General features: G+C 40.4%; 16 protein-coding genes and 1 other annotated feature. Of the genes, 1 reads left to right on the forward strand and 15 read right to left on the reverse strand.

The window, feature by feature from the left end; all coding sequences use genetic code 11:
• Positions 1 to 86: 86 nt before the first annotated feature.
• The 13 genes from CDZ88_RS11340 to hemA form a co-directional block, all read right to left on the reverse strand.
• Positions 87 to 1,883: a carboxypeptidase-like regulatory domain-containing protein gene (locus CDZ88_RS11340; RefSeq protein ID WP_100373650.1), complete on the reverse strand. Its 1,797-nt coding sequence runs from the start codon at positions 1,881 to 1,883 to the stop codon at positions 87 to 89.
• Positions 1,873 to 2,181 (reverse strand): hypothetical protein, encoded by a 309-nt coding sequence (locus CDZ88_RS11345; RefSeq protein ID WP_100373651.1) that lies wholly within the window; start codon positions 2,179 to 2,181, stop codon positions 1,873 to 1,875. The genes CDZ88_RS11340 and CDZ88_RS11345 overlap by 11 nt, the downstream gene beginning before the upstream one ends.
• Positions 2,174 to 2,716: a sigma-70 family RNA polymerase sigma factor gene (locus CDZ88_RS11350; protein WP_157796545.1), complete on the reverse strand. Its 543-nt coding sequence runs from the start codon at positions 2,714 to 2,716 to the stop codon at positions 2,174 to 2,176. Before CDZ88_RS11350 ends, CDZ88_RS11345 begins: the two co-directional genes overlap by 8 nt.
• Positions 2,717 to 2,880: 164 nt before the next feature.
• Positions 2,881 to 5,523: a valine--tRNA ligase gene (locus tag CDZ88_RS11355; RefSeq protein WP_100373653.1), complete on the reverse strand. Its 2,643-nt coding sequence runs from the start codon at positions 5,521 to 5,523 to the stop codon at positions 2,881 to 2,883.
• A 60-nt stretch (positions 5,524 to 5,583) separates the two neighbouring features.
• Positions 5,584 to 5,837 (reverse strand) — a binding site (T-box leader).
• Between the two features lie 520 nt (positions 5,838 to 6,357).
• Complete coding sequence (gene ysxE, locus CDZ88_RS11365) at positions 6,358 to 7,365, reverse strand: spore coat protein YsxE (RefSeq protein ID WP_100373655.1); 1,008 nt, start codon at positions 7,363 to 7,365, stop codon at positions 6,358 to 6,360.
• Complete coding sequence (locus CDZ88_RS11370; RefSeq protein ID WP_100373656.1) at positions 7,362 to 8,273, reverse strand: hypothetical protein; 912 nt, start codon at positions 8,271 to 8,273, stop codon at positions 7,362 to 7,364. The genes ysxE and CDZ88_RS11370 overlap by 4 nt, the downstream gene beginning before the upstream one ends.
• Before the next feature lie 14 nt (positions 8,274 to 8,287).
• The gene (spoVID, locus tag CDZ88_RS11375; protein WP_100373657.1) at positions 8,288 to 9,574 is read right to left on the reverse strand and encodes a stage VI sporulation protein D; all 1,287 of its coding nucleotides are present in this window, start codon (positions 9,572 to 9,574) and stop codon (positions 8,288 to 8,290) included.
• A gap of 475 nt (positions 9,575 to 10,049) precedes the next feature.
• On the reverse strand, positions 10,050 to 11,336 hold the full coding sequence (gene hemL / locus CDZ88_RS11380; protein ID WP_100373658.1) for a glutamate-1-semialdehyde 2,1-aminomutase: 1,287 nt from the start codon (positions 11,334 to 11,336) through the stop codon (positions 10,050 to 10,052).
• 16 nt (positions 11,337 to 11,352) lie between these two features.
• Positions 11,353 to 12,336: a porphobilinogen synthase gene (hemB, locus tag CDZ88_RS11385; protein ID WP_100373659.1), complete on the reverse strand. Its 984-nt coding sequence runs from the start codon at positions 12,334 to 12,336 to the stop codon at positions 11,353 to 11,355.
• A complete protein-coding gene (locus tag CDZ88_RS11390; RefSeq protein WP_157796546.1) occupies positions 12,333 to 13,106 on the reverse strand; it encodes a uroporphyrinogen-III synthase in 774 nt (257 codons plus the stop codon). The genes hemB and CDZ88_RS11390 overlap by 4 nt, the downstream gene beginning before the upstream one ends.
• Positions 13,107 to 13,123: 17 nt before the next feature.
• Complete coding sequence (gene hemC / locus CDZ88_RS11395) at positions 13,124 to 14,056, reverse strand: hydroxymethylbilane synthase (protein ID WP_100373661.1); 933 nt, start codon at positions 14,054 to 14,056, stop codon at positions 13,124 to 13,126.
• A 59-nt stretch (positions 14,057 to 14,115) separates the two neighbouring features.
• Positions 14,116 to 14,931, reverse strand: a complete 816-nt coding sequence (locus CDZ88_RS11400) for a cytochrome C assembly family protein (protein ID WP_100373662.1) — start codon at positions 14,929 to 14,931, stop codon at positions 14,116 to 14,118.
• A 22-nt stretch (positions 14,932 to 14,953) separates the two neighbouring features.
• Positions 14,954 to 16,333, reverse strand: a complete 1,380-nt coding sequence (gene hemA / locus CDZ88_RS11405; protein ID WP_100373663.1) for a glutamyl-tRNA reductase — start codon at positions 16,331 to 16,333, stop codon at positions 14,954 to 14,956.
• 295 nt (positions 16,334 to 16,628) lie between these two features.
• On the opposite strand from hemA, the gene CDZ88_RS11410 reads away from it, so the two are divergent.
• Positions 16,629 to 17,105 (forward strand): LiaI-LiaF-like domain-containing protein, encoded by a 477-nt coding sequence (locus CDZ88_RS11410; RefSeq protein ID WP_100373664.1) that lies wholly within the window; start codon positions 16,629 to 16,631, stop codon positions 17,103 to 17,105.
• A 44-nt stretch (positions 17,106 to 17,149) separates the two neighbouring features.
• On the opposite strand, the gene yihA is transcribed toward CDZ88_RS11410, so the two are convergent.
• Together yihA and lon are read right to left on the reverse strand one after the other, a co-directional pair.
• Positions 17,150 to 17,743 (reverse strand): ribosome biogenesis GTP-binding protein YihA/YsxC, encoded by a 594-nt coding sequence (gene yihA, locus CDZ88_RS11415; RefSeq protein WP_100373665.1) that lies wholly within the window; start codon positions 17,741 to 17,743, stop codon positions 17,150 to 17,152.
• On the reverse strand, positions 17,740 to 20,067 hold the full coding sequence (gene lon / locus CDZ88_RS11420) for an endopeptidase La (protein ID WP_100373666.1): 2,328 nt from the start codon (positions 20,065 to 20,067) through the stop codon (positions 17,740 to 17,742). The genes yihA and lon overlap by 4 nt, the downstream gene beginning before the upstream one ends.
• Positions 20,068 to 20,124 lie beyond the last annotated feature (57 nt).

A 20,124-nucleotide genomic window follows, 5' to 3' on the forward strand; every position in this document is an offset into this window, starting at 1 on the left:
TATCGATTTCCCCTCTATTATTTCAATGTAATAAGAGATTTAAAAGAAATTGGCAATCAAAAAGGACAAGGATATGCTCCCTGTCCTTACAATTTGTTTTCTGCCTCATCAAGTAGTTCGGCATAATAATCAATCTCTGTTCTCTCATAAAGTTCTTTTATATGATCCTTCATTCTCATGCGTAACTCTTTATCATCATCACCCCTTGATGACTTTACATATTGGAGAACTTTCACTGCCATAATGAGTGCATGTTCCTGTTCAAGTCCTTCTTCTGTTAAAAGATCTTGTTCATATGATTCAAGTGCTTGGTCGACCTTGCCATCTAATAAAAGCTGATCCGCTTTTGTTAACTTACGTTGCTTTAATTGAAAAAAAGGAAATTGACTCACTAACTCATCATCTAAACGATAGCCAAAACTACGTCTCAATTCATTTCCGTTTTGATCGTATGATGTAATTGCCCATGAAAATTGACTTTCAGTATTAGCAAACCCCAACATGCTACGAGGATCAAACCAGTCCTCGTCGTATACATCGTTATCAAATGAAACATTAAAAGGATTATGATAGAGATCTCTTACATCGATCATCGTAGTGGTGTCCTTTATTCCGCTTTTCACTACTTGAGACGTCCATCCGTTCTCGGTATGATTAATCATACTAATATCATACGTCGTCGCTTTAGGGTCTTCTTCCCAGCTAAATGTAAGCTCCCGTTCCGTAAAAGCATACTCATTTACTGGAAAATACACATCTAAAAGCGGCAACAATACTATATCATGTACAATATCTTCTCTACTTTGAACAACGACACGATCCTCCATATCAACAGGCCATGAGTATCCATCTATCTGTTCATACGTAAAACCTATTCCAACTTGATATTCATTTGGCATCACCCGAGAGAATTTGTAATACCCCTCTTGATCGGTGGTTGCACGGTACCTTTCAGATTCTGGATGAATAGACGTGTTCGCGCGATGATTTTGACGCAAGAAGATTTCAGCACCTACAATGGGTGTTCCGTCCTCCCTTCTTAAATTGCCTTCGACCGTACCATATGCAAAATCTCCTTCAATGAGCTCAAGCTGCCTTTTTAGCGATGTCACACGCTCACTAGCTGTGTAATCATCATAATTTTCAGCTGTTTGTGTTTGTTCTTGCCACTTTTCTAATAGTTGTAAGGCTTCGTTCTTTTTTTGTTGAAGGAGTAAGATCTCTATTCTAATTTCGAGAAACTCTTCGTTCACATAAGAAATTACTTGCTCGTCATTCGCTCCTTGAATGGCATCCTCATACTCTTCAATTACATTTATAGCCCCATCAAACTGTCTATGTTCAACATATAATTGAGCGAGCTTAATCGTCATTTGTTCAGGAGGATGGATTAGTGTTGAATGCTCCATATACTCTTCTCTCTTTTGATTCAAGAAATCAATCGCTTTTTCTACTGAATCATAATTCGCATAATAATCAGCTAATCCAATTATCGCTTCTTCAACGAGCCACGTATTTCGTTGTATCGACCGCTCTTCATAGAACTCTAGGTACGGTTTCATTTCTGTTAATGTAAAGCCACTCCAATAACGCTCTTCTCCATATGAACTCATATTTGGTGTTATGAAGACATCGTAAGGAGAACAACACACACTATGTTCGAGCATAAATTGTTCAATTAAATGAAGTTTTCTAGAATCAGTACGAGCTCCGTCAATTAAATCAGTCACTCTATCGCCCGCATGAAGATCTCCACGCTCTACCGCTGCTTGCACACGATACTCCTGCCAAGCTGGTTGGAACAGAAAAATAAATCCAAAGATTACTACCATAAAGCCACTGATATAAAAGAAAAGTTGTTTTCTCGTTATTTTAACGCTCATACGACACCCCTCTTTCATCTAAAACATGCTGGTAATATAGATTGCCACCAAATTCTACAATATGGTTCGTTGTCTCCGGATTCGTCTCAAGCATCGTAAAGATCCCAACAGCAAGCAACAAAACAGTAAAAGATGTAGTTGGAATAACCGGAACCGAGATTTCTTCATTTAGCCACGCTTCCCATTTTTGCTTGAATGTTTTCGGATGCGTTCTCTTTAACACGTCTTCTTTCTTTTTGAATCTTACTGTTGAGAGTTCTTCATCTAATAATGACTTTATTTGTTTTCGCTCATTCATGTCGTTCACCCTCTTCTAAAAACTTTCTTAATTGCCTTCTCGCTCTAGCTAAACGGCTTTTTACTGTGTTTTCTTTCGTCTTGGTTAGATCTGAAATTTCTTTAATGGAGTACTCTCCATAATAAAATAAGGCAATCACTTCACGGTATTCAGCTTCTAATTGTTGAATGATACCCGCTAATTGTCTCGATGTTTCCTTTGTTTCTAAAATACTTAGTGGTGTATCAATACCTGCTTTATCCAGAGGTTCTTCTTTATAGGAAAGAAAAATATGCTTGAAGCTCCATTTTCGTGTTCTTCTTCTACATTGACTGATAACTATTGTCGTTAGCCACTTCGTTAACTTTTCTGCATCACTTAATTGCTCCATTCTTTGATACGCTAAAATAAAAGCCTCTTGTACAGCATCTTGTGCTTCATGTTGATCGTTCAAAAATAATAATGCGATTCGCAAAGCTGTATGCCCGTCTCGATCCATCCACTCCGCTAGTGCTTCTTCCTCCCCGGTCCTCAGCCGTTCAACTAAATGATTCATCCAACGATCTCCTATCTCTGGTCGCTCTACCATATAGAGCCAATTTATCACGGAAAGGTTGCACGAATGAAGAATTTTTTTTATTGAGTTGTCTAGCTAACCTCTAACAATTCTCTACGCATACAAAAAAAGCCGCCTACCATGAGATAGACGACTTTACGTACTTATGCTTTTAACTCAGCAATACGAGCTTCTACTGTTTTACGTTTTGCTTTGTAATCTTCTTGCTTTGCTTTTTCTTCTTCAATAACCTTCTCAGGTGCTTTAGCAATAAAGCCTTGGTTACCTAGTTTTTTATCTACTCGTTCAACTTCTTTATTGAGCTTTTCGAGTTCTTTTTCTAAGCGAGCGATCTCAGCGTCTAAATCTAGTAGTCCTGCAAGAGGCAAGAATAATTCTACTCCAGATAACACTTGAGACATCGATTTTTCCGGTGCTTTTAATCCTGTACCAAGTTCTAATTTGCTTGGGTTACAGAATTTCTCGATGTACAATTTTCCACGCTCAAGTTGGGCAAGCGTTGCATCATCTTTCGCATTGATCAGAAGTTCAATTTGCTTACTCATTGGAACATTTAATTCGGCACGTGTGTTACGGACCGAGCGAATCATTTCTTTTAGAAGCTCCATGTCTTTTACTGCTTCTTTAAACACAAGCTCTTCTTTGCGCTCTGGCCATGCGGCTACGGTAATTGATTCGCCTTGATGCGGCAAGTGCTGCCATATTTCCTCGGTAATAAACGGCATAATCGGGTGAAGAAGTCGCATTGTCTGGTCTAACACATAGGCAAGCACAGAACGTGTCGTTTTCTTAGCATCTTCGTCTTCTCCGTATAGAGGAAGTTTCGCCATTTCAATATACCAATCACAGAAATCATCCCAGATAAAGTTATAAAGCAGGCGACCCACTTCTCCAAACTCATAAGTATCAATTAAACGAGTTACATCTTCTGTCGTTTCTTGGAGACGAGTTAATATCCACTTATCAGCTGTTGACTTTTCTCCACTTAAATCAATCTCATCATACGTTAATCCGTCCATATTCATTAGCGCGAAACGTGAAGCATTCCAAATCTTATTTCCGAAGTTCCACGTCGATTCGACTTTTTCCCAATAGAAACGAAGGTCATTTCCTGGGGAACTACCTGTTGATAAGAAGAAACGAAGAGCATCGGCACCGTATTTGTCGATGACATCCATCGGATCGACACCATTACCTAGAGACTTACTCATCTTACGGCCTTCAGAATCTCGAACTAGACCATGAATTAACACGTCATTGAATGGACGTTTTCCTGTGAATTCCAATCCTTGGAAAATCATTCGAGATACCCAGAAGAAGATAATGTCATATCCCGTTACTAGCGCATTTGTCGTGTAGAAACGCTCATAATCAGCGGACTCACCATCTGGCCAACCCATTGTTGAAAATGGCCATAGGGCTGAACTGAACCATGTATCCAATACATCGTCATCTTGCTTCCAGTTTTCAATGTCTGCTGGTGCTTCGTGACCTACATACACTTCGCCAGTTTCTTTGTGGTACCAAGCAGGAATACGATGTCCCCACCAAAGTTGACGAGAAATACACCAGTCGCGAATGTTCTCCATCCAGCGTAAGTATGTTTTTTCAAAACGATCTGGTACAAAATTGACTTTCTCTTCCGAATTTTGAAGATCAATCGCTGCATCAGCTAGTGGTTGCATTTTTACAAACCATTGCGTTGATAAATAAGGTTCAACAACCGCTCCACTGCGCTCTGAGTGACCTACCGAGTGCATGTGTTCTTCAATTTTAAAGAGAACTCCCGCATCTTGTAAATCTTTGACGATTTGTTTGCGACACTCAAAACGGTCCAACCCATCATACGCGCCAGCTTTTGCATTCATGGTTCCGTCTTCATTCATGACAAGAATTCTCTCAAGGTTATGACGATTACCAATTTCAAAGTCATTCGGATCGTGAGCTGGTGTAATTTTCACCGCACCGGAACCAAATTCTATATCTACGTAATCATCGGCCACAATTGGAATCTCGCGGTTTGTGATTGGTAATGTAACGGTTTGACCAATTAAATGCTTATAGCGTTCATCTTCTGGATGTACAGCAACAGCCGTGTCCCCAAGCATCGTCTCTGGACGAGTTGTCGCCACTTCAATCTGACCACTACCGTCCGTTAATGGGTAGTTCATATGATAGAACGCACCTTGAACATCTTGGTGAATAACTTCAATATCCGATAAAGCTGTTTTCGTTTTTGGGTCCCAGTTGATGATGTATTCGCCTCGATAGATTAAGCCTTTTTCATATAGCTTCACGAATACTTCATTAACCGCTTTTGAAAGACCTTCATCAAGAGTAAAACGCTCACGGGAGTAGTCTAGCGAAAGACCTAATTTTGACCACTGATTGCGAATAAAGCTTGCGTACTCATCTTTCCATTCCCATGACTTTTCAACAAACTTCTCACGCCCTAAGTCATAGCGACTGATACCTTCCTCGCGAAGCTTTCCTTCGACCTTTGCTTGTGTTGCAATACCTGCATGGTCCATTCCTGGCAACCATAACGTATCGTAGCCTTGCATTCGTTTCACACGTGAAAGGATATCTTGTAACGTCGTATCCCAAGCATGACCTAAATGCAACTTTCCTGTTACGTTTGGTGGTGGAATAACGATAGAGTAAGGCTGCTTTTTTGTGTCACCTGTTGCTTCAAAATATTTTCCTTCTAACCAGTACGCGTACCATTTCTCTTCTGTTTCTTTTGGGTTGTACTTTGTTGGCATTGATAATTCTTTTTTCTCCATACTCGTCTCCTTCTTTCCTTTTTACTTACAGTTAAATGAATATAAAAAAACCCTCTTCCTCCAAAGGACGAAGAGAGTTTGTATTCGCGGTACCACCTTTGTTTGTAGCTTACTCGTCAAAGTGAATCCATAAAGAATCCTTAAGAAGCTACACACTTCATTTGATAACGGCATTTAACCGATCTTTCTTACTCTACATTTCAGAAAGATTGCTCCTGGGTGACATTCAATTCGTACATCTTAAGAGATCTCTCAGCAAATGATCTCTCTCTCTGAAAGGTTCGGAATTTACTCTTCCCATTCTAAGCATTTCTTGTATTTTTATGAGGACGTTTTGTAATGTCCATTTCCTTCTATATTTTAGCTTGTTTCCTATTCATCCGTCAATATGAGCTTTTCCATCTTTTATTGAATGTATACCAAGATATGCCCGAGCATTTGAAAAGGGAACACGTGAAAAATGAAGAAAGGCTAGCACCTATCATTGATTGCTGCATAAGGTATAGTAACAGATAAAAAGTGAACCACTTATGTCATGGGCAAGATGATGAAGGAGGGCTCCTAATGAAGGGCCGAAAATATCGTAGTTATTACCATCGTCCACCGTGGTGGTTAAAAATTAGGGCTATGTTTGCACAGCTTCTATTGCCGCTCATATGTTTTCAGTTTTTACGTACACTACTATTTCCAACAACCTTTGATGTGATTTTATTGACATTAATGTTCGTTCTCTATTGCTCTCTCTTGTTAAGGCTCTTTTAAAGTCATTTTGCTTCGAACAAGAGAGAGCTATTTTTCACACAAAGAAACGTCCTCTATGCGTAGTAGAGAACGTCAACTTTCTTCTTTTATGATGAGTTTTTGGCTTAAACGTTGAACTTTCCTTAAAGAGAGCAGTCGTTTTTCTAAGCGCTGGACATGCTCTAGCTCACTTCGTTCTTCTCGTTCATTTATATAGGCATTGATCGCATACACCACTGGCTCTGGAAACATTAAATATCCACATAAAAGTTCTTTTTCTTCTTCTAATAGTGGCAAATGACGTTCGTATCTCATGAACCATCTCATTACTTCATCTTCATTCCACATTGTATAGCGAAAATTCGACCGACAAAAGCTCGCTAAATCACGTGCTGGCGTATCAATGCTTGCTTTTTCAAAATTTAACAACGTCGCTTCATTTTCTAAATTAAAGATTGCATGGGAGCGTGAGAGCTTCCCGTGACAAATAACCGTCCGATACTTTCCCTTCTCTACACAAGCATCATACCAATTCTGTAAATGCTCTCCTGCTTTAATAGCCATTTGATCGAGCATGTGAGCATGAGTTAAAAATGTTAACTCAAATGGTGACATATACGTTTTCCGCTCGGCAAAATCGGCAAAGCGATTCATCTCAAGTCTTCTTTTCTCCCAATGCAGTAATAACTGATCAAAAGACCCGTCCACTTGTTCCTTCTCAAAGGTTTGCGTCTTAACTGTTAAGCGGTGAATGACAGCCATCTGCGTTGCTAACTTCTCTTCTTGTGATTCTCTTCCCATGTACTCCGCAGCTTCTACCCAGGGCATCACGTAATACGTATGAGTACCTGTTGATATCGTATACTCTCCGTATTTAGTTGGGATAATAGGAACCGCTTGTTTATAGTTTAGTTTCGATAGCTTTCTCATCGCATGAATGAATTCATCCGCTACCTGTCTTGACATGGTTGTTTCTTTTAACGCAAACACACCTCTTGATGTGGTAACCTTTTTGACTTTGCCATAATCCTCAATTTGTTCAGGGTAAAGGTCATAATAAAATAAGATCGAGGCATATGGTTTTTTTGTCTGTTGTCTCATGAAAGCACCTTCTTCTGTTCATCAATCCACTTTCCAATCAGTTGAACAAGTTTTCGTGCTTCTTCCCATTCTTCGGTCATCTCATTTAACGCCGATTCGATCCTCTGTTCGCTTTCATTTGTTTCGATCGTATGTTTCACATTCAACCACTCATATGGCTCTAGACACTCAGCGACCAAAAGTAAGGCTTGCTTTCTGCAGAACCCATCAGTTTGTCCAATCGCTTGAATGAGCTTATACAAAGAGCCTTGCCCGTTTTCCTTCTGCCACTGGATGAGAAACTGACGAATCGAATAATAGCCTATTTCTGCTTGTTCACTTGTCCCGCGCCATAACAACACATCATATACTTTTCTCGCTTGAGTGGTTGATTCGATTGGGTCGATGACAGGTAGTTGGACATCACTTAATTTCGTTCGGATTGCACGGGCCTTCTTTGCACGATCACTCGTTTCCATTTGATACTTTTCTAACTGGTCTTTGATGTCTTTTCGTAATCCTTTAAACCAATTCGGATCAACCTCATACTCTAAACGTTCTCGTTGTATCGGACGGATTTTGTGATGGTCTTTTATTCCGTGTTCAATCATTAAACCGATCAGCATTCCCCACGCATGTTCATGCTCTAGTTGTGGATATTCCTCATCGACTTCATCATGAATGCTAATCCAACGATCACGCCATTTTGCAGCTGGCTTTTCTTCTTTTGTACGAATCATGCGATCGGTAAGAACCACAGGGGTACGATGACAGTGATCACGCCATTCTATGTGCCAATCAAGTAAGGATGAATCCGACCAAGAACGAATTCGTTTTCGTCCTTGGTCGGTAAGAATAATAGCTTCACTACAAAATTCTACTTTTGTAAATCCATACTCGGCTTTAAGCCAATCAACTAATTCAATCATAGATTACTCCTCATCTACGACTTTGTACTAGCAGGGATGTATAGGATTTGACCCTCTTCTACTTTTTCTTCTTGTAGTTGATTCATTCTCGCTAACTGGCTTGTGCTGACATTATAGCGCCTTGCTATCGTATCGATCGTTTCATCTGACTGGATGATGCACATTCTCCATTTAGAAAATCGCTCTTCTCCTTTTGTGAGCATTTTCGTTAAATACAATGCGTTCTCTTCTCGAGGTCTTTGCACGTAGTCTGCTTGCTCTTCTTCTTCGATCTGTTCTTCTACCACTTCTTCTCGTTGAGCTACATCCTCAGAAGGTCTGGCTGCCATTTTCATTAGTGGAGCAACTGATCTCTCTTCCTCTGGTTCCGTTCGTACCTCATTCGCTTCGACTTCGATTTCAACTTCAACTTCCTCTGCATCCTCCTCATAGATAGGCTCTTCCGTTTCTTCAAGCACGTCTTCTTCCACTTCTTCGATTTCTACTTCTTCATTCACCGAACGTTCTACTTCCTCGAAAACAGGATCTTCTTTCGATGCACGTTCCACTTCCTCGAAAACTGGCTCTTCCGTTTCTTCTTCATATTGAGCAACCACATCTGTATCTACCTCTTCTTGCTCCTGTATCTGTTCTTCCTCAGGTTCTACTTGTTCAGGAAGTGGCTGTTGAAAGCCATAAAACTGATTGAAAGCTGGAGGCTGCCACGCATTCATAGAAGGTACCTCATACGCTTTTTCTTCAGGAGCTTCTGGCTCTTGATTTTCTACTGGTACTTTTTTTGCATCAAAGGAGAACGCTGTGTCTGATGTTTCTTGTTCTTGATTAGCTTCTTCTGATACTCTATTTGTTGTTTCTTGTGGTTGATTCATGCCACTAATACTGATATCAGCCGTTAGTTGAATGCAACTTTTTTCTGGGAGGTCATAATCAAAAGATTCAATTTGAACATAAACATCATCTAGATTTTGAATACGACTGATCGGAATGGTTACATCAATCGGAAAGAAATGCTTAATTTGACCTTTGCCATCTTCACTTAACGAAACATCCCCTACAGAACGAAACGAAAACTGTTCCTCAATCGATCCATCTTCTAAATCGATCCCTGCTTCTCTTACTGCAGATTGATATTCACCAACTAAACGTAAACCACCTTTAATATATACATGGTGATCCTTCTCTTCAATCGTAATATCTGGCTCTAGTGACATCCCTACAATCTCCTGCACCTCTTGCCCTTTATTTAACCAAACCGACTCCTCAATTGAAAATGACAGCTTCGTTGGATGTTCTTGTGTCACAATACATTCCTCCTCAACATGATCGATCTCACACTTTTGTGTCTACACGATTCAGTACAATACCACTCTATGAGCAAGCCTAGACAAATATGACACGAAAAGCGAAGGTTGCCTGCTCAGAGGCGGGATGCAAATGTTCTGGCAGATGAAAAGCGCTCTTTGCTTTTACATCTGGCAGGTTATTTGTCCACGAGCCTCTGGCAACCGCAGCTAGACACGAAAAGCGAAAGGGCTCGGTTAGCGACGTATGAAATGCAGGGCGGCAGTGACTTTTTTCCATTTTCTTCATGCGTTTGCGCGTAAACTTGCTTATTTTGCGCGAATGTAGTGACATTTCGCTCGAAAACATATAAATTCTGCGCAGAAACCGGTACTATTTGCGCGAAAATGACTTCAGTTACTTTCTACCACCGAACACAGATTAAGCACAACCAAAAAAAACGGGCTCTCATGATCGAGAACCCGTTTACTTACTTTATTTTAGTTTAGAAAAAGCCACTTCTGCTGCGGCAATGGTTTTTTCGATATCTTCATCTGTATGCTTCGTTGACAGGAACATTCCCTCAAATTGAGAAGGTGGAATTGATATCCCTTGATGAAGCATTTCTTGAAAATAACGAGTAAAATAATCTAGATTTGATGTTGAGGCTTCTTCAAAATTTGTTACTTTTTTATCTGTGAAGAAGAATCCTACCATTGACCCTGCACGGTTGATCGAATGCGGGATGTCGTACTTTTCAGCTGCGGCTGATAGTCCATCTGCAAGTTTTGTTGCTAATTGCTCGAATCGGTCATAATCAGCTGGCGTTAACTGAGAGAGTGTTTCGTACCCTGCTGTCATAGCAAGGGGGTTTCCAGATAATGTACCTGCTTGATAAATTGGACCTGCTGGTGCGATCTGCTCCATAATTTCACGCTTGCCGCCGTACGCACCGACTGGTAACCCTCCGCCGATTACTTTACCTAGGCATGTAAGATCTGGTGTTACGCCTAATACTCCTTGCGCGCACTCATAGCCTACTCTAAATCCTGTCATAACCTCATCAAAGATAAGAAGCGTACCGTTTTCTTCGGTGATTGCACGAAGTTCTTCTAAGAAACCTGGCTCTGGACGGACAACGCCCATGTTTCCTGCAACAGGTTCCACAATGACGCCTGCAATGTCGTCACCAAATTGTTCAAACGCATACTTCACACTTTTTAAATCATTGTATGGAACGGTTAATGTATTTTGAGCAATGGATTCAGGTACTCCAGGGCTATCTGGAAGACCAAGAGTGGCCACACCTGAACCTGCTTTAATTAGCAACGAATCACCGTGACCATGGTAACAGCCGACGAATTTCAAAATCTTGTTACGACCGGTAAAGCCTCGCGCTAGGCGTAGTGCACTCATCGTTGCTTCTGTTCCAGAGTTAACCATACGAACAACTTCAATCGAAGGGACGCGCTCGATGACTAATTCAGCAAGCTTTGTCTCTAGCTCACTTGGCGCACCAAAACTTGTCCCCTTTTCCGTGGCAGTTTTCAAGGCTTCGACCACTTGTTCATCAGCATGGCCAAGAATTAATGGTCCCCATGATAGTACGTAGTCAATATACTCATTTCCATCAATGTCATAAATTTTAGAACCTTTTCCACTTTCCATGTAAACAGGGTCCATTTTTACTGATTTAAATGCACGTACCGGACTATTAACCCCACCAGGCATAAGTGGCTTTGCTTTCTTAAAAGCTGCTTCTGACTTTTGATATGATCGCATCATTAATCCCCTTCCTCTACTTTGATTCGTTTAACCACGTAGCAACATCTTTAGCATGATACGTTAATATTAAATCTGCTCCTGCTCGCTTCATGCTCGTCATTTTCTCAAGTACAATGGCTTTTTCGTCGACCCATCCATTTTTACTTGCTGCTTTGATCATTGAATATTCTCCACTGACGTTATACGCAACAACGGGCATTCCAGAAAAATCTTTCACTTCGCGAATGATATCTAAGTATGATAGTGCTGGTTTTACGATCAAGAAATCTGCGCCTTCTTCTATATCAGACTGAGCCTCACGTAGCGCTTCTAGTCGATTGGCGGGATCCATTTGGTACGTTTTACGGTCGCCAAATGTCGGGGAGCTATGAGCCGCATCACGGAATGGTCCGTAGAAAGCTGATGCATATTTTACCGCATAGGACATAATCGGTACATCATGATAGCCAGCTTCATCTAATCCGTGACGAATCGCTGCTACGAACCCATCCATCATATTTGAAGGCGCTATGATATCTGCCCCTGCTTCTGCTTGAGAAACAGCTGTTTTTGCTAACAAATCTAATGTCGGATCATTTAATACCTTACCGTCTTCAATCACACCACAATGGCCGTGGTCTGTGAATTGACACAGACATGTATCGGCAATCACTGTCAGTTCAGGATGTTTCTCTTTAATTTGACGAATCGCTTTTTGAACGATGCCGTGATCATGATAAGCGGACGAACCGACTTCATCCTTCGTATCAGGTACACCGAAGACAATGATTGAAGGAATACCAAGTGAGACCACCTCGTCAATTTCTTGATCAACTAAATCTAATGACCATTGAAAGACGTTTGGCATTGAAGCGACTTCATTTTTTACTCCATGTCCTTCTGTCACAAAAATCGGATAGATTAAATCATCTGTTCTAAGATGTGTTTCGCGAATCATTCGTCTCATCGAATCCGTTTGACGTAGACGGCGATGACGATCAAACGTTAAATCTTTCATATTTGATGATCCTCCTTAAAATGCGAAGACATTGCTTCGACAAGTCCTTCGATTGTATATGTATGTGCAGTAATATCTACTTCTAAATCATACTCTTGTGCAGTCTTCTTTGCAATTGGCCCGATACAGGCGATGTGACTAGCCGAAACCTCGTCCTTGCATGCTAATTCAGAAATAAGCTCAACATAGTGCTTCACAGCAGATGAGCTCGTAAACGTAACCACATCGAGTCGTTGGCCCGTTTCAAGAAAGGATTGTAACTGACGTTTGGCTTCTTTTGGACAGACGGTTTCATAGACCGTAAGATCATTCACTTGAAAACCTTGTTCGGTAAGAGTTTTAGGCAAATAGATTCGACCTAAATTGCCTCTAGGTAGTAAAATCTTGCCCCCAATTGTGACGTTTTCTCCTAATACTCTCACTAAGTCCTCTGCTACAAATTCATTAGGTAAGAGATCTGCACTATAACCAAAAGCTTTTAAAACTCTAGCTGTCTTTTGACCAACAACGGCAATCTGTTGATGACCCATCGTTTTATTTCCTGCTTTTTTCAATGCTTCCATAAAAAAGTGGACTCCATTGGCACTCGTAAACACAATCCACTGGTACTCTTCTAATTCATCTACAGCTTGTTGTATGTATTGATCATCTTGAACCACTTGAAATGAGAGAAGCGGAATTTCATATGGAATTCCGCCCTTTTGTTCAATTCGCTTAGATAAAGGGGGAGCTTGTTCTTTTGCCCGAGTAACTAGAATACGCTTTCCCAAAAGCGAGAGTTCACTCATTAATTATCAAGCTCACGTTTCACTTTATCTAAGATCTCTTTTGCTCCTTGCTCTAGTAAGCGATCAGAGATTTCCTCCCCTAATTGTACAGGATCTTTTCCTACCATTGTTTCTTTAATGATTGTATGGCCATCTGGAGACCCTACAAGAGCCGTTAGAGAAATCGAATCATCAGCTTGAATCGTTGCATAAGCAGCAATTGGAACTTGGCATCCGCCTTCCATTTTGTGCAAGAAAGTACGTTCCGCTGTCACGGTACGAGCTGTTGCTTCGTCATTTAGCTTTTGAATCAATTCAAGCACTTCTTCATCTCCACTACGACACTCAATTCCTAAAGCTCCTTGCCCAACAGCCGGAACACACATCTCAGGGTCAAGATACTCTGTTACCACTTCCTCAGAATAACCAAGACGCTTTAACCCAGCAGCTGCTAACACAATCGCTGAAAATTCTTCTTCTTTTAATTTGCGTAAACGAGTCTCAACATTTCCACGAATCCATTTCACTTTAAGGTCCGGTCTTTCCGCCAAAATTTGCGCCGAGCGACGTAAACTACTTGTACCGACAATCGAGTCTGCGGGTAGGTCAGCAAGCTTAACGTTGTCGATCGAAATAAACGCATCTCTTGGATCTTCTCGGTCTGTAATGGCTCCAAGAATAAACCCTTCTGGCATCACAGACGGAACATCTTTCATGCTATGAACCGCTAAATCGATTTCTTTATCTGCTAACGCTTGTTCAATCTCTTTAACAAAAAGTCCTTTTCCACCAACTTTTGAAAGGGTCACATCAAGGATACGGTCTCCTTTTGTTACAATTTTTTTTACTTCAAAGTTATAAGGAACATTCTTTTTCTTAAGCTGAGCAATGACCCAATCAGTTTGAGTTAAAGCTAAGTTACTTCGGCGTGAGCCAATAACAATCGTACGCATATATTAACCTCCAATTTATCTATCAGTGCATCTTGTTCTATTATAGTGTAGATCGACAGTTAGTACCAAAGGTGAAATTCAGAATATTGACCACTCAAAAAATAGTTGATCAAGAGAAGTAGAAAACAAGCAATATTCAATAAGGCCATATTGTAGCCACGAACATAGTGGACCGCTCGTTGATAGAGGTACACCGAATATATAAGTAGAACAAGCATAGAACTAATCACTTTTGCATCCGATATTGGGATAAAGCCAAATTGACTATATGCCCAAACAAATCCTAATATTAATCCTATTAAGAAACATGGGAAAGCAAAGATAGTCATTCGATATGCTAGGTCATCTAACTTTGATAATGACCCAAAACGAACAAGCCGTTTTCCCCATAGTTTACGTTTTAACATTTGATGTTGAATGACATACATGATCGAAAATGCAAACGATAATGTAAAGGCTGCATAGGAGAGCATAATAATTGAAATATGAATAATCAGAAGCTCAGATACAAGCAACGTATAAAGAGATTCTGGAATTTCGCTATCTCTAACAAATAGACTAAACGCCATCATACTAAAGCCAACTAGGTTCGTAAAAAAGACAAGAAAATCCACTCTAAAGAACCAATTGATTAAAAGCGACAGTGTGACGACAATCCATGCATAAAAAAAGAGCCCTTCAAACGGGGTAATTAACGGCAATCGATTTAACTCAAATGCTCGGTACACGAAATACACCGTTTGTAAGACCCAAACTATTAAAAGCAACCAGAAAGACATACGATTGACTTTCCGGTTTTGCTGTAAGAAATCAATAAAATAGCCAAAAACACTTAAACTGTATAAAACAATCGTTAAAGGATAAATCCAATTCATCCGTTTTTAGCCACTCCTTTCATTAGGAGCGAACGACTGCTTTTTGCTGTTGTCTTGTAGCGACGAACTCGCTCTTTTGTGCTTCCCATTCTTGTTCAGCAACCTTTACACGCACTTCACGTTCTTGTACTTCAAGCTCCGTTTCTAGGGCAAAGATCTTTGTGAAAAGATCTAATGTTTCATCTGAGCCTGGTTCTCCTGCTAACTCTTTGACGCGAGTGACAGGATCGCGCAGCAATTGATTGACAATACTTTTCGTATGCTTACGAAGTACCTTCTTTTCTCGCTCTGATAAGTTAGGTAGCTTGCGCTCAATACTTTCCATCGTTTCTGCTTGTACTGCTAGCGCCTTTGTTCGAAGAGCTGTGATAATAGGCACCACACCAAGAGTATTTAACCATGCTTTGAATTCATCAATTTCAAGCTCGACCATCAATTCGATCTTTTCAGCCTCACGCTTACGCTCAGCTAAATTAGCCTCAACGATATTTTGAAGATCATCAATATCATATAAATACACATCGTCTAGTTCAGCAAGAGCTGGATCTAAATCACGTGGTACAGCGATATCAACCATGAATAACGGACGGCCTTTACGCTTCTTCAATGTCCCAGACATCATGTTTTTTGACACAACAAAATCACGTGCGCCAGTTGAACTAATGAGTACATCAGCATCAACTAAAGTTTCTTGTAACTCTTCAAACGGTCTCGCTTGTCCTAAGAAGCGTGCAGCTAATTCCGCTGCTCGAGCCTCAGTGCGATTAATAACCGTAATGCGTTCTGCCCCGTTAGCACGAAGATGCTTCGCTGTTAACTCGCTCATCTTCCCTGCGCCTAGAATGAGTACATGCTTGCCTTTAAAATCCCCAAAAATGTTTTTACCTAGCTCAACCGCTGCATAACTAACGGAAACAGCATGCTGACCAATCTCTGTTCCTGAATGGGCACGCTTCGCTAGAGTCACAGCCTGCTTGAATAAATGGTTAAAGATTGTTCCTGTTGCTTGTTCTTGTTGTGCAAGAAGGAAACTATCACGCACTTGACCAAGAATTTGCGTCTCGCCAAGAATCATGGAATCCAGACCACAGGCAACTCTAAATAAATGCTCGATCGCATGATGATCTTCGCGGATATCCAAATAAGGAGAAATGTCTTCTTTAGCTAGTCCAAACCAATCAGAAAGAAACGCCTTAGTAAAATGGCGACCTGTGTGAAGCTGATCAGCAACAACATAGATCTCCGTCCGATTACAGGTTGAAATAATCGTACATTCTAGAATACTTTTCATGTTGCGAAGCTGATTTAACGCAATAGGCATCTCAGCATCATGAAACGCGAACTTCTCACGCATTTCAACCGGTGCTGTTTTATAGTTTAATCCGACAACAATAATATGCATTACCTGACTCACCCCCACCGTTCTCTTTATCTATCGACCCGTACGTATTGCACCCATTAAAAAAACGAATCTATTTAAACAAAGTGTTTGTTATTCATTTCTTATGTGTCTCTAATGACCTTATTATAACATGTCTATGGAATCACTCAAAAAAAAATTGTGAACAGATCATGAAGCCTATGCTATCATAAAAGGATAATTGCATGCGCTTGGTATGTGAGAGAATTCTTTCCTTTTAGGTTAACCAAAAGCGGTAAATGTATAACCTTTTGTTTTAAATTGGAGGATGATGTACATGCGAAAACAACGCATATTCCCTGGAGTTTTATTAATAGGGTTAGGTATTTACTTAATCATGAGTCAGTACTCTTTCCCCTTGCAAGAGCAGCTAACTAGCTGGCCGTCCATTTTAGTTATTATTGGTATTTCTTTCTTTGTTCAATCGACACTATCTAAAGATCCTAGCACACTTTTCCCAGGTGCTATGTTAACGGGTCTTGGTATTCATTTTCACGGACAAGCACTGGTTCCATCATGGCCTTCATCATGGGCAATGTATACTTTAATTGTCGGATTATCTTTTCTACTTTTGTATGTGCGCACAAAAAAAGAAGGACTTTTTCCAGCAATGATCCTTTTGCTTATCTCAGCTATAGGCATATCATCAGTCGACCCACTCGATTGGTTCGAGCCTACCAGCTCTGTGTTATTTGATTTTTGGCCGATTCTTTTAATTGTGATCGGATTCATCCTTATTATAAAAAGAAAATAGACAGAACGCAAAAAGTCTGCACCTAAATGGTGCAGACTTTTTGTCTATTCTTTTCTTGCCGCATATTGCATGATCGTTTTCCACGCTTGTTCTTTACCGTATCCTGTTTCCGATGAGAACAATAGTAAAGGATCTTCTTCATATTTTTCTAGATCTGTAGAAATATCTTTAAGATGCTTCTGCCATTTACCCTTTGGAATCTTATCACATTTTGTAGCAATTAAAATGACTGATGTTCCAAAGTGTTTTAACCAATGGTACATGACTTTATCATCTTTAGATGGCTTATGACGCACATCAATCAATTGAACAACCGCTTGCAATTGTTCACGTTCTTGGATATATGTTTCGATCATTTGCCCCCACGTATCGCGCTCTTTTTTCGACACTTTCGCAAATCCATATCCAGGTACATCGACAAAATGCAACTTCTCATTAATGGCGTAAAAATTTAATGTTTGTGTTTTACCAGGACGCTGTGAGATTCGCGCTAAACTTTTACGGTTAATCATTTTGTTAATGAATGATGATTTCCCCACGTTTGAGCGACCTGCTAGAGCAATTTCCGGTAATCCCGTGTTTGGATATTGCTCAGGCTTTACCGCGACTCTGAATAATTCTGCTTGTGTTACCTTCATTTTTTCTCTCCCAACGCATGCTTTAGAACCTCATCTAAATGTCCGACTAAAATATAGTTTAAATCTTGTCTGACACTCTCAGGAACATCTTCTAAATCTTTTTCATTTTCTTTTGGAATAATTATAGTCTTTAACCCTGCTCGGTGTGCACTCATCGATTTTTCCTTGAGTCCTCCGATTGGCAAGACGCGACCTCTCAGTGTGATCTCCCCGGTCATCCCTACTTCTTTTTTCACAACACGACCTGTTAGGGCAGAAATCAGGGCAGTCGCCATCGTAATACCTGCTGATGGGCCATCTTTTGGCGTAGCACCTTCAGGCACATGAATATGAATATCATGCTTCTCGTGGAAGTTAGGATCAATGTTTAATTCCTCTGATCTCGCACGAATATAACTGAACGCCGCTTGAGCCGATTCCTTCATCACGTCACCAAGCTTACCAGTCAATGTTAGTTTTCCTTTTCCTGGTGCTAGTGAGACTTCAATAGATAACGTATCTCCACCTGCTGAAGTATAGGCAAGTCCAGTAGCTGATCCGACTTGATCTTCCTCTTCGGCAATGCCGTATCTAAAACGAACGCCACCGAGCATATCTTCTACCGTCTTTGCAGTCACCACGACCCGTTTCTTTTTCCCCGATACGATGATCTTAGCTGCTTTACGGCATAATGTCGCCATTTGACGCTCTAAGTTACGAACACCCGCTTCTCTCGTGTAATAACGTATGACTTTTTGAATCGCCTCGTCCTTCACTTGTAGCGTAGATTTGGTTAAACCGTGATCTTTAACTTGTTTAGGGAGAAGATAATTTTTCGCAATCTGCATTTTCTCCACTTCTGTATAGCCAGCAATATGAATGATCTCCATTCGATCACGCAACGGGCCTGGAATTGTTGAAATATTGTTAGCAGTTGTTACAAACATCACCTTAGATAAATCGTAAGGCTCTTCAATGTAATGATCACTGAACGTATGATTTTGTTCTGGATCTAATACTTCAAGCAGGGCAGAAGATGGATCTCCACGAAAATCATTAGCCATTTTATCAATTTCATCTAGTAAAAACACAGGATTAATCGAACCTGCTTTTTTCATTCCTTGTATCATTCGACCAGGCATAGCCCCTACATATGTACGTCGATGACCACGAATCTCAGCTTCATCACGTACTCCACCCAGCGAGATTCGAACAAATTTACGGTCAAGTGAACGAGCAATTGAACGAGCTAAGGAAGTTTTACCGACACCAGGCGGCCCCGACAAACAAAGAATAGGTCCTTTTAGTTCATTTGTTAATTGTTGAACCGCCAAATACTCTAACACACGCTCTTTGACTTTTTCAAGACCATAGTGATCCTCATTTAAGATGTCTTCTGCTCGGTTGACATCAAGCTGATCCTCTGTTTCGTAGTTCCATGGAAGTTGAGTTAACCACTCAATATAATTTCGTAAGACCGAGCTTTCGGCAGAATTAGCTGGCATTTTTTCATAGCGATCAAGCTCTTTTAACGCTTTTTCTAAAATTGATTCAGGCATTTTTGCTTCTTCGATTTTCTCACGCATAGATGCCACTTCACCCGTTCGCCCTTCGCGATCACCAAGCTCTTTTTGGATGGCTTTCATCTGCTCACGAAGATAGTATTCTTTTTGGGTTTTTTCCATGGACTTCTTCACTCGTTGTCCAATTTTTTTCTCAAGGCCTAATACCTCTTGTTCATTGTTTAAGATATCAATTAAGTGAAGAAGTCTGTCCACAACGTCAGTGATCTCAAGGATTTCTTGTTTTTCAATGAGCTTTAATGGAAGGTTTGAAGCGAGGACATCAGCAAAACGGCTTGGTTCGGTAATATCAGACGTCGTCGCTAATGTCTCAGGAGATACTTTCTTGCTCACCTTCGTGTATTGTTCAAACATTGTAAGCAGGCTACGCATAATAGCTTGTGTTTCCGTCGTTCGTTCTTCTCTTGTATCTTCTAATTCCGTAATTTCAACTTTTAGAAACTCTTCATCATCAAGATAACTTTCAATTTTCGCACGATGTAGACCTTCTACATGAATGCGAACTGTTCCATTGGGCAGCTTTAAAAGCTGTTTAATTTTCGCAATTGTTCCTACTGTATAAATCTCTTCCTCAGTTGGTTCATCAATTGAAATTTCTTTTTGTGTAGATAAGAGAATTTCATGATCCCTATCCATTGCAAACTCTAATGCCTGTACCGATTTTGCTCTCCCGACATCTAAATGTAACACCATAGATGGAAAAACAAGTAAACCGCGTAATGGCAGAAGCGGAATTTGTCGTTTTGTTTTTTCTGCGACCATCCGCATACACCTCCAAATTTCCTAGTTCCGTATCATTACCCTTTTCACCCATTCATT

Origin of the sequence: Bacillus sp. FJAT-45037 (genome assembly GCF_002797325.1) — a bacterium.
Lineage (GTDB): Bacteria > Bacillota > Bacilli > Bacillales > Bacillaceae_D > Alkalihalophilus.